The sequence below is a fragment of the Nostoc sp. TCL240-02 genome (assembly GCF_013343235.1).
GTDB lineage: Bacteria > Cyanobacteriota > Cyanobacteriia > Cyanobacteriales > Nostocaceae > Nostoc.
Genome location: NZ_CP040094.1, coordinates 6,852,429 through 6,866,779, shown reverse-complemented (window position 1 = coordinate 6,866,779; position 14,351 = coordinate 6,852,429). Strand labels below are relative to the sequence as shown.

8 protein-coding genes are annotated in these 14,351 nt (G+C 40.4%); 3 read left to right on the top strand and 5 right to left on the bottom strand.

Annotation, left to right across the window (positions count from 1 at the left end; all coding sequences use genetic code 11):
• Nucleotides 1-26 precede the first annotated feature (26 nt).
• Both larE and hrmK read right to left on the bottom strand, forming a co-directional pair.
• Nucleotides 27-857: an ATP-dependent sacrificial sulfur transferase LarE gene (gene larE, locus FBB35_RS29330; RefSeq protein ID WP_174712563.1), complete on the bottom strand. Its 831-nt coding sequence runs from the start codon at nucleotides 855-857 to the stop codon at nucleotides 27-29.
• 222 nt (nucleotides 858-1,079) lie between these two features.
• Entirely contained in the window at nucleotides 1,080-2,909 is a 1,830-nt protein-coding gene (hrmK, locus tag FBB35_RS29325) for a hybrid histidine kinase/response regulator HrmK (RefSeq protein ID WP_174712562.1), read from the bottom strand.
• Nucleotides 2,910-3,114: 205 nt separating this feature from the next.
• On the opposite strand from hrmK, the gene FBB35_RS29320 reads away from it, so the two are divergent.
• Nucleotides 3,115-3,981, top strand: a complete 867-nt coding sequence (locus tag FBB35_RS29320) for a branched-chain amino acid ABC transporter permease (protein WP_174712561.1) — start codon at nucleotides 3,115-3,117, stop codon at nucleotides 3,979-3,981.
• Between the two features lie 21 nt (nucleotides 3,982-4,002).
• Here FBB35_RS29320 and FBB35_RS29315 read toward each other — a convergent pair whose 3' ends face one another.
• On the bottom strand, nucleotides 4,003-4,152 hold the full coding sequence (locus FBB35_RS29315) for a photosystem I protein PsaX (protein ID WP_094328289.1): 150 nt from the start codon (nucleotides 4,150-4,152) through the stop codon (nucleotides 4,003-4,005).
• A gap of 245 nt (nucleotides 4,153-4,397) precedes the next feature.
• Nucleotides 4,398-5,318: a lipoyl synthase gene (gene lipA / locus FBB35_RS29310; RefSeq protein WP_174712560.1), complete on the bottom strand. Its 921-nt coding sequence runs from the start codon at nucleotides 5,316-5,318 to the stop codon at nucleotides 4,398-4,400.
• 512 nt (nucleotides 5,319-5,830) lie between these two features.
• Between lipA and FBB35_RS29305 the strand changes: the two genes are divergently transcribed.
• Both FBB35_RS29305 and FBB35_RS29300 read left to right on the top strand, forming a co-directional pair.
• Nucleotides 5,831-6,517, top strand: a complete 687-nt coding sequence (locus FBB35_RS29305) for a response regulator (RefSeq protein ID WP_174712559.1) — start codon at nucleotides 5,831-5,833, stop codon at nucleotides 6,515-6,517.
• Between the two features lie 806 nt (nucleotides 6,518-7,323).
• Nucleotides 7,324-13,017 carry an ATP-binding sensor histidine kinase gene (locus tag FBB35_RS29300; protein WP_174712558.1) on the top strand — a complete coding sequence of 1,898 codons (5,694 nt, stop codon included), beginning with the start codon at nucleotides 7,324-7,326 and terminating at the stop codon, nucleotides 13,015-13,017.
• Nucleotides 13,018-13,023: 6 nt separating this feature from the next.
• On the opposite strand, the gene FBB35_RS29295 is transcribed toward FBB35_RS29300, so the two are convergent.
• Nucleotides 13,024-14,090 (bottom strand): ISKra4 family transposase gene (locus FBB35_RS29295; RefSeq protein ID WP_174708235.1). Its coding sequence is split into 2 segments (ribosomal slippage): nucleotides 13,024-13,934 and nucleotides 13,934-14,090, totalling 1,068 coding nucleotides; the frame shifts between segments, so codons are not numbered across the junction.
• Between the last annotated feature and the right edge of the window lie 261 nt (nucleotides 14,091-14,351).

The window sequence follows — 14,351 nt, the reverse complement described above, 5'->3', positions numbered from 1 at the left end:
GGATCTCTCTCTATAAAACCAAAATTTTATAATTTAACGCCCAAGACTTCTCGATTCAAAATTTGATTCAACTTACCACTGCGATAACCTTCCAAATCCAGAGTTACGTAAAGAAATCCAAAATCCTGAAATACAGAAACTACTTTTTGCAAATCTGTCGTTAACACAAACTCTTTAATTTGTTCTGGTGATAATTCAATGCGTGCTGTATCGCCTTCCGATCGCACGCGCAAATTCTGCCAACCTAGCTTTCTTAAGAAAATTTCTGCTCTACCAACTCGTTGTAACTTAGCGACAGTAATCTCTTCACCATAAGGAAACCGGGAACTTAGGCAAGGTTGAGCGGGTTTATCCCACCAAGGTAAACCGAGTTGTTGCGAAAGTTGGCGAACTTCAACTTTGGTTACACCCACTTCAGCTAAAGGCGATCGCGCCCCTCTTTCTTTCGCTGCTTGAATTCCTGGGCGATAATCATGCAAATCATCGGCATTTACCCCATCTACTACGTAGGGATAACCCAACTGCAAAGCTAAAGGTTTGAGAGTGTCGTGCAACTCACTTTTACAAAAATAACAGCGATTAACCGGGTTAGAAGTGTAATTGGGATTCTCCATCTCGTGAGTCTGGACGATTTTATGAGCAATCCCAATAGTTGCGGCTTGAATTTTGGCATCTTCCAACTCTTCTGGCAACAGCGAAGGAGAAACAGCCGTGACAGCCAGAGCGCGATCGCCCAAGGCATCATAAGCAATTTTGGCAACCAAAGTGCTATCAACGCCCCCAGAGTAGGCAATCAACGCCTGCTCCATCTCTTGAAATAAGGCTTTTAATTGCTCAAATTTTTCTGTCAGCATCATTTCCCAATCCTACTCAAACCCCATAGCACCCAACCATTTTTATTGTAGTCATTTGTTATATTATGGAGCATTGGGAATTGGGCACTTGTACTGAGCGAAGCCGAAGTATTGGGCATTGAACATGAAGAAGAGACAAGGGAGACAAGGAAGAGGGGGGACACAAGAGAGAGACTTGTTCAATAATTCCCCCTTGTCCCCCTGCCTCCTCTGCTCCCCACCTCTCTATATTGGCGGTTTGCTGTACTTAGCCACCAGACTAGCTAAAAGTGGTAAATCAATCGGTTTAGAAATATAGTCATTTACTCCGGCTGTTAGACAGGTTTCGCGATCGCCTTTCATCGCCATTGCTGTTTGAACAATTACCGGAATCGTCTGATATTGCTCGTGTTCTCTCAGTTGTCGCACCAAGTTCAGACCATTTCCATCTGCTAGATAAACATCCATTAAAATCACTGCTGGGTCTAGCTGTGTTAGAGCTTCCCACATCTCAGCAGCATTCTTAACCCAAGTCACCTGATATCCTAATTTCCGTAGATAAATTTGCATCAAATCAGCGTTGGGTAAGTCATTTTCTACCAGCAAAATATCTACAGAAGAACTAGGGGTGAAAGGCAAAGGAGATAAGGAGTAATTTGCCTCCCCTGCCTCCCCTGCTTCCCCATCTCCCCCCACTCCTACCTCTTGCTTAAGGGGAAGTAAAAGGGTAAAACGGGAGCCGCTATCTACTTCAGATTCCACTTTCACAGAACCACCGTGAATTTGGGCGAGTTTGCGAGTCACTGCTAAACCCAAACCAGTCCCCTCAGCACCACCAGCGACAGCCTTAGCAATTTGGAAATAGGGTTCAAATAATTGAGTCTGGTCTTCTTGAGAGATGCCACTACCAGTATCCCAGACTGTAAAATGTACAGATCCATCTTTGGAAACAACCTGTAAGCCAACACTTCCTTTGCTGGTGAACTTTAAGGCATTGAAGAGTAAATTCAACAGCATTTGCTTGAGTCGCAAAGAGTCGGCTACTAGGCTTGTGATCTCGGGGTCAATTTCTAGGCACAGTCTTAAACCCTTATTAGCGGCTTTCTCTTTCACCAGTGCCAAAACATTGCTACATAACAGTGGCACATCTACACTTTCCCACTGCACCTCTAGTTGGTTTGCTTCAATTTTTGAAAGATCCAAAATATCATTAATTAGAGCTAGTAAGTGCTTGCCGCTAGACTGAATGATATTTAAATACTCCCGTTGACGTTCTATAGTTGGTTCGTACCCTGGAGCTAAAAGCAGATGGGTAAACCCAATAATAGAACTAAGCGGTGTGCGAATTTCATGGCTGGTGTTTGCCAGAAACTGGTTTTTCAGCTGATTAGTGCGCTCCAATTCTTGATTGGAGTTACTTAACTGTTGATATTGTTGCTGCCAAGATAGGATGTGTCTTAGTTGTACCAAAGCTGTTGTACAGTATTTGGCAGACCTGGACATCAATTGCGATCTGAGTTGGGCTTTTGATTCTATGAGCAACTCACGATCAGAACTTAGGGGCGCTGCGGCGATAATTAGCCAGCCCATAATACTGCCAGAATCATCATCTAACGGCCAAGCGCTTGGTGGCTGTTGATTCTCAAGTTGCTGTAAATCTTTGAGTTCTATAACCTCTTGCAATCTCAACAGCAGCTTTTTTTCTGCTGTCAGCACATCTACAAATAAAGGTTGTGAGTTTTGAGATGGAGAACGAGAAACATAGCAAACTGTGGCTACAGTTTCTTGTGGTTGAAACATAGCAATGCCGACGGCATAATCTGTAAGTGCCAGATTAGTGCTGTTCATTACACTGTTAATCTCGTTAACCACAGCTTGGAGAACTTCTGATTCTGCGACTTCTGCCTGTAGGACATTGTGACAAGCAGAAAGCAGATAATAATTAAGGCGACTTTGCAACTGGTTCAAGCTGCTCTCCAGCCACAACTTGGCGCGAAGTTGCTGAATTGTTGTCAAAAGTTTTGGCGTTGCATCTATCTGTGAGTTTTGGTCTGGTAAGCTTGAGTACTGCTGCATGGTCAACTAGACCGCTTAACAAATTTAGCTTCACATAAAAATCCGAAAAGGATTTTATGTATATTAGCGGACAATTCTTTTTTATTTATAAACCATAACTTATGTTGTTATAAACCATAACTTATGATGTCGAATTTAGCAGTTAGTCCAAAAAAATTATTATCTGAACCACTGACCTAAAATTTGTTAAAGCAACTCAAGACTTATGGATACACAATTCGCCCAACTAATCGTCAATGGAATTGCGGTAGGGAGCATTATTGCTCTAGCCGCAGTCGGACTGACTCTTACTTATGGAATTTTACGGTTATCTAACTTTGCTCATGGTGACTTTTTAACTTTAGGAGCCTATCTCACCTGGCTGATCAATAGTATTGGAGTTAATATTTGGCTGTCAATGATCCTGGCGGCGGCGGGAACAGTAGCAGCAATGCTGTTATCGGAAAAGTTCTTGTGGTCAAAGATGCGCTCTATCCGTGCTACTTCCACTACGCTGATTATTATTTCTATCGGGCTTGCCTTATTTCTTCGCAATGGGATTATTTTTATCTGGGGTGGCAAGAACCAAAACTATAATTTACCTGTCACCACAGCTTTAGACATCTTTGGTTTAAAAGTACCGCAAAATCAATTATTGGTATTGGGGTTAGCGATACTAGCAATTTTTGCGCTGCATTACCTGCTGCAAAATACCAAAATTGGTAAGGCGATGCGAGCAGTTGCTGACGATCTGGACTTAGCTAGGGTTTCAGGTATTAATGTTGACCGAGTAATTTTCTGGACTTGGCTAATTGCTGGCACTCTTACGTCATTGGGAGGCAGCATGTATGGGTTGATTACAACCGTGCGTCCAAATATGGGATGGTTCTTAATTTTACCCTTATTTGCCTCAGTGATTCTTGGGGGGATTGGCAACCCTTATGGTGCGATCGCAGCAGCTTTTATCATTGGCATCGTCCAAGAAGTCAGCACCCCTTGGCTGGGTTCACAGTATAAACAGGGTGTAGCACTGTTGATCATGATTTTGGTGCTGCTTATTCGTCCCAAAGGTTTATTCAAAGGAACGATTTGAGCAGCACCATTCCACTTCTAACTATTCAATAATGTGGAAATACCAGGCTGCTACCAGGAAATTGATAGCTAATAAGAAGATTGCCCAGCCTGTGCGATAGGGGTAGGGAGGTTTAGCTCCACTGTCGGCAACTGGGGAATTTGCAGGATTCTTCGTTGTTTTAGCGGTCATAATCCGATTCTCCTAATGTCATGACTTTCTAAGAAATACCAAACTGGCGTACCAAATACCCAAATTCTTTAAGAATATTTGTGTGAATTTGGAAATTGGGCATTGGGAATTGGAAATTGGAAATTGGGAACTGGAAATTGGGAATTGGGAATTAGTTATTTACCTCTGCCTCCTGCTCCCTGCTCCCTGCCCCCTGCTCCACTTCGGCTACGCTCAGTGACCACCTGCCCCCTGTCCCCTGCTCCCTACTCCTCATCCCCCACTCCCTCTTCTCCAGCATGATAGGAACTGCGAACCAGAGGCCCAGAACGGACATGGTTGAATCCCATTTTCCATGCTAATCTGCCGAGTTGAGCGAATTCTTCTGGAGTCCAATATTTTTGGACTGGGAGATGTTCTAAGGAAGGACGCATATACTGCCCAATAGTCAAGCGATCGCACCCTACAGCTCTTAAATCAGCCATTGCTTCGACGACTTCATCAAGTGTTTCTCCGTGTCCCAGCATCAAACCTGATTTGGTAGGAATTGTCGAATCTATTTCTTTAACCATAGCAAGTACCAAAAGTGAGCGATCGTATTTGGCTCCCCGGCGCACTGGCCCAGTTAACCGCCGCACTGTCTCGATATTGTGATTGAAACAAGCTGGTTTGGCTTCTACAATCATTGCTATCCGTTGGTGTTGACCTGATTTTCCTATACCTGCACCACCCCAAAAATCTGGGGTCAGCACTTCAATTTGAGTCTCTGGGTTTAACTGACGGATAGTAGCGATCGTCTCCACAAAGTGAGCTGCGCCCTGATCGGGCAAATCATCACGGGCAACAGAAGTCAGCACCACATAACGCAATCCCAAAAGCTGTACTGCCTGTGCAACCTTTTGAGGTTCCTCTAAATCAAGAGGCATCGGTGCATGACCTTTATCTACTTGGCAAAAAGCACAAGAGCGTGTACAGGTAGGCCCCATTAGCAAGAAAGTTGCAGTTTTTTGGGCATAGCACTCTCCCCGGTTGGGACAGCGGCCTTCTTCGCAAATTGTGTGAATTTGGCGCTGCTTAATAATGCGTTGTACGGTAGAGATTTCACTGGCTTTACCGATAGGGCGACGTAACCAGCTAGGCATTGCCGCAATTTCAGACTTTAGTTCGGCTTGTTGTGACGAAATCATAGACATCCAAGCAAGATACGGATATAAAGTGGTGGTCTTTCAAGGAAGAGGCAGGGGGAAGAGGGCAGGGAGCAGGGGGAAATGACCCCTTCCTCCTGCTGTGAAGCAAAGCGGAACATGGGTCTGAGTCTCCCACTTCTGTTAAGTGGTTCTCGTTCAATTGGGGTCGAATCCCCTTTCTGTTCTATTCCCCCTGCTCCCTGCTCCCTTGCCTTTTCTTCAATGGACAAATGATAGACAAGAATAGACGTAGAAGACGGTCTTAATATCTCCGTGTCTCCATGTCCTTATATGCTTTATGCCTTAAAACAGAGCTAAAGCCTTAAATATCACCATGACATAAATCGAAAAGAGCGCCAGCAAAAGTTTTACAAAACACCTCTAGCAATGTCATTTATACCGAAATATACTATCCCCCAATTGCTAGAAATTTTGTATATAGTGGGAGGATTCTCAAGGACAATCGGCAAAGCCGCTATTTACACTTAAAGTTTCTGTTAGAGCAAACAGTCGTGGCAAGCAACAAGATTTTAGTTATCGATGACACTACAGTTGTCAGGGTAAAAGTACGAGAAATGTTGCCTCCGGGCAATTTTGAGGTACTAGAAGCAAAAGACGGTTTGGAAGGACTAAATTTCATTCTTCAGGAAAAACTCAGCTTGATTATGTTGGATTTTCTGTTGCCTAAAATGAGTGGCTGGGAGGTTTTCCAGAAAGTTCAAGCCGATCCGGAATTAAGGAAAATTCCTTTGGTGATCATGTCTGGTCGCAAGGAAGAAGTAACTGAGAAAATCACAGAACCCTTTGAATACTTTGAATTTCTTGGTAAGCCTTTCGATCAGAAGCAACTAATTAACGCAATTAAGTTAGCTATGAGCAAGGCGAAACTGCCGCGCCCAGAATTAGTCGCAGTAGGAGCAGGGGTTGCTGTTAAAAATAGCACAGTTGCTACCTCTAGTGTTGCTACTACTACGGTAGCAGCCCCTAGCGTTGCAAATACTGCTACCGTAGCAACTCCTACTGCTGCCCATACTGCGATGCTTACAGCGGCAAGCAACGCAACCCCTACTGCCGGAGGAGTCTCTGAGGCAGAAATTAATGCGTTGAACGAGAAAATTGTCAAAATGCAAGCTGAAATCGATGGCTTGAAGAAACAACTAACTCAAGTTGTTACCTTTATTAAACAAAAAATAAAGTAGCGTTTGTGTTCATTATTATTATCGCAGCCTAAATACCTCGTTCATCATACTGGGTGTGCTATTAAAAGCGGGTAAAAATAGTTAATTCAAAAATACTTATCTTGACAAACCATCGTTGACAACAAAATTCAAAAACAGGAAAAACTACATATAGGGGTAATTCATGAATTGCCTCTATATTTAATTTTGTCTAAGTTTTATAGGTGCCTCTTCAAAAATAAATATAGCAATTCGATTTGATTTCTGTTCGCGCAGCGTGGCGTAGCCATAATTATTTGCGTAGTGCGCGTTCGCGTTGGCGTTCGCGGAGCGTGTCGCAGACAAGCCTCTCGTAGAGAAGCGCAAGCGAGATACGCAGGAAATAGTCAAGAAGGCTCTTTGAGCTATACTGATTTTTTCAATAATCAAATATGAGTCCTATAGTATCAGTTGTTAGTCTAATGAAACAGTCCTAGACCAACTAAACCTGTCACAGTTTGTTCTTAACCTAAGAAAAACGGCATATTTTTTATTGGTTTGTCTTCCACATATACAATCTGTGTATCAGGACTTGACAAATAACCTACAGATAGAAGGCAGCAATACGTAACATTTGCCAGATAAAGTTAGTAAAAATATTTTTACTAACTTATGCCTTTATACCCAAATTAGGTTAATAAAAATTACATAGTTCCAAAGAATATATTTCTGAAAAAATTATTTTTATTAATACAAATTAAATGAATGAAATTATTATTTCATGATAATGATAGCCTTCGCACGGGAATACTAAGACATAGAAACAATAATTATGAGCATAGGCTGCAATGTTAGTAGTATTAGATACATTATATGCGTTTCCTGGCTATCACATCACCGAGCAAATATACTCAGGTAGTAAAACTCTAGTTTATCGGGGCATTAGAGAACAAGACCAAAAACCAGTTGTTCTCAAATTAATGCGGAATGAGTATCCTACGTTCGCGGAAATCGCCCAGTTCCGCAATCAGTATATCATCACCAAAAACCTCGATATTTCTGGCATACTCAAAACCTATAGCCTAGAAAGCTACCGTAACAGCTACATCTTAGTGATGGAAGATTTTGGCGGCATTTCCCTGCAAGACTGGCGAATAGAGAACAAGGAAAAGAAGGAAAACTATCTTTCTCTCAATGAGTTTTTCAACATTGCGATTAAAATTGCTTCTACCCTTGAAGGACTGCATCGCGATCGCATTATTCACAAAGATATCAAGCCTGCCAACATCCTAATAAACCCTACCACAGATGAAGTAAAAATCATCGACTTTAGCATTGCCACCCTCCTACCAAGAGAAATTCAATTTCTCACGAATCCCAACATCTTAGAAGGGACTCTGGCTTACATTTCTCCAGAACAAACTGGAAGGATGAACCGGGGTATTGACTACCGGACTGATTTTTATTCCCTTGGTATTACCTTCTTTCAACTCCTCACTGGACAGTTACCCTTCACTACTAAAGATCCGATGGAGTTAGTGTACTCTCATATCGCTAAACAACCGCTAAAAGCCAGCCGAATTAATTCTAAAATTCCGACAATTTTGTCTGAAATGATCGGTAAACTAATGGCGAAAAATGCCGAAGACCGCTATCAGAGTGCTTTGGGGTTAAAGCATGACTTGGAGGTGTGCCAAAAGCAGTGGCAAGAAACAGGAAATATTGCACCCTTTGAAGTAGGTATGAGGGACATCTCAGACCGTTTCGTAATCCCTGAAAAACTCTATGGTCGCCAAGGTGAAGTTGAAACCTTACTTGCTGCTTTTAAGCGTGTAACAGAAGGGGTAACAGAAATGATATTAGTCGCGGGTTTCTCTGGCATTGGCAAAACTGCTGTGGTCAATGAAGTCCACAAACCGATTGTGCGACAGCGTAGTTACTTCATCAAAGGAAAATTTAACCAGTTTCAACGTGACATTCCCTTATCAGGATTGGTGCAAGCTTTTAGAGATTTAATCGGGCAACTACTTTCAGAAACTGATGCCCAAATTCAACAATGGAAAACCAAAATTCTGCGGGAATTGGGTACACAGACTCAGGTAATTATCGATGTAATCCCTGAACTTGAACAAATTGTTGGTAAGCAAGCTCCGGTTACAGAACTCTCTGGCAGTGCTGCTCAAAATCGGTTCAATTTATTGTTTCAAAAATTCATTCAAATCTTCACAACTAAAGAACATCCTCTAGTTATGTTTCTTGATGACTTGCAATGGGCAGATACAGCCTCTTTAAAAATAATTCAGTTATTAATGTGTGAAAATACGCCATCTTTTTTGGCAAAGAATACAGAACACACTCATAACAATCAGGGAGGTTTATTGTTAATTGGTTCTTATCGAGACAATGAAGTTTTCAAAGTAGATCCGCTTTATTTGACACTACAGGAAATTGAAAAATCCGGAGCAGCTATTAATACAATCACTTTAGCACCTTTAAATCAAGGTGATTTAAATCATCTCATTGCTGATACTCTGAATTGTCCTGAAGTAGTTGCGATTCCTCTCACTCAGATGGTGTTTGCCAAAACCAAAGGTAACCCATTTTTTTCCGTGCAATTCCTCAAGTCTTTACACAATGATGGGCTAATTATATTAAACTTTGATGTTGGCCATTGGCAGTATGATATTTCCAAAGTTAAAGAGTTAGCTCTCACAGATGATGTAGTAGAATTTATTGCCCTACAAATAGAGAAATTGCCAATATATACCCAAAAGGTTCTGAAACTAGCAGCCTGTATTGGTAATCAATTTGACCTAAAGAGTCTAGCAATCGTCAACGAAAAATCTGTAGTAGATACAGCATCAGATTTGTGGCAAGCCTTACTTGAGGGACTAATTTTACCGCAGACTGAAAATTACAACATCTTTGCGAAAGAAAATACTAATCCAGAATTCATTGTTCATGGAATAGAATCTATAGAATTTTCCAGTTCTAATTTACAGCTACCTAAATATAAATTCGTACATGATCGAGTACAGCAAGCCGCTTATTCTTTGATTCCTGAAGAACAAAAAAAGCCAATTCACTTAAAAATTGGGCTACTTTTATTGAACAATATTCCTGTTGCAGAACAGGAAGAAAAGATTTTTGAACTTGTCAATCAGTTTAATATCGCAGTAGAATTCATCTCTCCTCAAACTAAACGAGATGAACTAGCCCAGATGAATCTAATTGCTGGAAGAAAAGCTTTAGCATCAACAGCTTATCCATCTGCTGTGAAGTATTTAACTACAGGCATCCAACTGATGGACGATGATAGCTGGGAGACCAAATATAAGCTCATCCTAGCTTTGTATGAGACAGCAGCAGAGGCAGCGTATCTAGCTGGCGACTTTAGGCAAATGGAGCAATTAGTAGAAGTAGTATTGGCACAAGCGAAAACACTGCTGGAGAAAGTAAAAGTTTATGAAGTCAAAATTAAAGCCTATGGAGCGCAGAACCAAGCACTCAAAGGAATTAATACTGCAATAGCCTTTTTGAAGCTTTTAGGAGTAGAGTTTCCTGAACATCCAAGCCAATCTGATGTTCAGCTAGTAATGGCAGAAATAGCATTAAATCTAGCTGGGAGGCATATTGAAGATTTAATTGATCTACCAGAAATGACAGAAGCTAAAATACTGGCAGTTATGAGTATTCTATCAAGTACTCATGCTTTGACCTATCAAGCTGTTCCTGAACTATTCCCACTTATTCTTGTTGAACAGATAAAATTATCTCTACAATATGGCAATGCACCATTGTCTGCCTTTTCCTATGTTAATTATGGAGTAATACTGTGCGGGCTAGTGGGAGATATTCAGTCCGGTTATCAATTTGGTAAACTAGCTGTAAATCTTTTATCTAGATTACAAACGAAAGAAATTAGTGCAAAAGTTCTTGGAGCTTTTCTTCCACTTATTCAACCTTGTAAGGAACACGCCAAGGAAATATTAAAACCTTTATTAGAAGCTTATTTTATCAGCAAAGAAGTAGGAGATTTAGAGTATGCAGCTTATGCTCTAGCATCTTATTCTTACTGTTCATTTTTTATCGGTAGAGAACTGTCAGGTCTAGAACAAGAAATGGCAAATTATAATAATGCCATTAGACAAATCAAGCAAGAAACAGTATTGCAATGGATCACTATTTATAGGCAGAGTATATTGAACTTAATAGGGCGTGCAAAAAATTCATCTAGTTTAATTGGTGAACTTTATAATGAAGAGGAAATGCTGTCGATTCATTTGGAAACGAAAGATAGACTTGGACTTCTATATCTGTACGTCAATAAACTTCATCTTTGTTATAGATTTCATAGATTCCATCAGGCAGTTGAAAATGCCAAACTAGCAAAAAATTATTTAGATACTGCAATAGGACATTTAGTTGTTCCAGTTTTCCATTTTTATGATTCCTTAGCAGGTCTGGCTGTGTATTCTGAAGTATCCAGCTCTGAGCAAAAATGTATTCTCGATCAGGTTCAAGCTAATCAAGAAAAAATGAAGCATTGGGCGCATCATGCTCCAATGAATTATTTACACAAATATTATCTTGTAGAGGCTGAATGCTATCGGATTGGTGGTCAATATCTTGAAGCAATGGAATTCTACGATCGCGCTATTTTCCTTGCCAAAGAACATGAGTATATTAATGAAGAAGCCCTCGCTCAAGAACTTACCGCCAAATTCTATTTAGAATGGGGTAAACATAAGATAGCCCAAACCTATCTAACAGATGCTTATTATAGCTACGTTCGCTGGGGAGCGTTAGCGAAAGTTGATGATTTGGCAAAACGCTATCCTCAATTACTTGCTCCTATATTCCAGCAAGAAAAAGTAAGTATCAAGTCTAGCGAGGAAAACACTTCTTTCAATAACACATCTATATCATCTCTATCTACTCTGAGTAATCATCAAACTGTTATTGGCTCGAAGACAAGTATTTCTGACTCTCTGGATTTAACCGCATTCATTAAAGCATCTCAAGCACTCTCTGGGGAAATCGAGCTTGAGCGACTACTTTCTACCTTGATGGAAGTTGTTATGGAGAATGCAGGAGCTTCTAAATGCGCTTTAATTTTGAGCGAAGGTGATAACTTAGCATTAACTATTACGGCGGTTTGTTCAAGTTCCAACTTTGAGCAAACCTACACTGAGTTTCCATCAACTTTGCTTGAGTCAAGCTACGATATTCCCATTAGTTTGATTAACTACGTTAAACGCTCTAGAGAAATCTTGGTTATTGACGATGCAAGGGCTGTTTCTTTTCTAGCAAGTGACAACTACATTATTAGCGAAGAGCCTAAGAGTTTGTTGTCTATACCTCTTCTAAATCAAGGTAAATTGATTGGGATTCTTTATCTAGAAAATCATCTGACAACAGGAGCCTTTACCCACGATCGTGTAGAAGTACTTAAACTCCTCACCACTCAAGCAGCAATATCCCTAGAGAATGCTATTCTCTATAAAAATTTGGCTAAAGCTAAAGAAAGCTTGGAAGAATACAACCATACTTTAGAAGAAAAAGTCCACGAAAGAACGCAGGAACTTAACGACAAAAATAACTGTTTACAAGAGACTCTACAGGAATTACAGCGTACCCAGATTCAATTGATTCAAAGTGAAAAAATGTCTTCTTTAGGACAAATGGTTGCGGGCATCGCTCATGAAATAAATAACCCTATTAACTTTATTCATGGCAATATTAATCATGCGGGTGAGTATGTTCAAGACTTGCTTGATCTGCTAGTTATTTATCAGCAAGAATATCCCCATCCTTCGCCTTTAGTTGAGGAGAAACATGAGGAGATTGATATAGATTTTCTAGCAGAAGACTTGCCAAAAATTCTAGATTCAATGAAAGTCGGGAGTTCGCGTATCCGAAATATTGTTTTGGGCTTACGTAACTTTTCTCGTCTAGATGAATCTGAGATGAAGCCTGTAGATGTTCATGAGGGAATAGACAACAGCTTAATGATTTTGCAACACCGACTTAAAGAAAATAGCAATTTTTCTGAAATTGAAGTCCTCAAAGAATACGGAAAACTACCAGAAGTTATTTGTTATCCTGGTCAACTCAATCAGGTATTTATGAATATTCTTAGTAATGCAGTTGATGCTTTAGAAGAGTCATTTATTATTGGTCATCAATCATTGATAAATGGTAAAGAACAAATAACAAAGAACATAGACGCATCAGTGGCTTCTGATATAGTAAGACAAATTCACATCTTTACTGAACTAACAGATTCTAATACGGCGATAATTCGGATTACCGACAACGGTTCTGGTATGACAAAAGCGGTACAGCAGAAAATATTTGACCCATTTTTTACTACCAAGCCAGTAGGAAGTGGTACGGGTTTAGGGTTGTCGATTAGCTATCAGATTATTGTGGACAAACACAAGGGTACTTTAACCTGTGATTCTACACCAGGAGAGGGAACTCAGTTCGTGATTGAGATCCCTATACAACAGTCAAATAGGGAGCATCTCACTTTTTAAAGTGGCTCAAACTGACAATAATCCATTGAGGTAAGCACAGCGATGGGCTAGGACTTGAGGCACATTTTCTCGTTTCCATTGTGCCCCGGAAATTTTTGTTCGACGGTCAACCTGTTTAACGGCAGATTCAACTGAACCTGAACCAATTGAACAAATTTCTTCAGCTTGATAATATTCGTAGTTGATAATGCGATTGCGATGCTTATCAAGATAACGGCAAAAGTTTTGTACTTGTTTGCCTTTACAATCTGTAAATAAGGCAATAGTAGCCTCAACTTGGCCTTTCCATAGTAGATTTTGTGCTTGTTTCAAGCGTTTTTGTGAACCCCCAACTTTGTGGAGGTTTTCTATTAAATGGAACCAATCAAGTATTTCTCGACGTTGTGCATCAGGTGCTAATTGGTCAATTATATTCCAAATGCCGTCATGTCCATCACCAATACAAGTGAGTGGGCTAGCCAGTGGTTGGTCATTAACCCAATCAATCACAATCTGATTATTCTGAAATGAAGTTCCCAAGATTCCGAGATGATGTAAGCTAATTGCTTTATAGCCAAGCCATGCACATATTTGACCTTTAGGAGTTCGGACACGGATGTTTCCACCATCGACGCTTAATTCTTCAATTGTCTGTTCTGGTGTTGGCAACTCAAAATTCTGGCGATGCACTAATCTCTGTTGACTGCTGTGAGAAACCTCTATGCCCGTAAAATACTTGATGTCTGATGCCGCATCTTCATAGCTGACATTCGCACTTACCCTCAAACAACAAGTTTCTAGATATGGACTCAGTTGAGTACTTGGTGCGACTTCTAATTCAATGGCTTGTTTGCTCGTTATTGCTAACTCTCCAAGAATGCTTTTGAGCCGTCGTTGGTATCCTGCGGTTGTCCCTGTAATCGTTTCGATAAAAAAACCCCTACTTCTGGCATAACATGCTTCTGCATTTGACTCCGCACTGCTTCTTCAATTGCTGCAAGATTTGTGAGCTTTTCTTTTGACGTATCTTCATACAATATTTTAGCAATCGCCTGAATATGTTTTTGAAGAGCTTGCTTTTGTTCTGGGGTCATCGGTAAGTAAATACACTCGTCTTACCTATCCTGACTGATTTTCGTCTTCTTTGCAAAAAACTGGGATGCTCCCAGTCAAATATCTAGACTAGTAATACCATTTTACACAAACCCTGATACATATAGATTTCTTGTAGGGGCGCACAGTTGTGCTCCTACCAATGTATTTGTATCATTATTAAAATTAAACAACATAACACTTCTTTTAAAATACAAAGTTTGGTTAAGTAAAGCAAAACCTAACATTTGGAACTTTGTCGA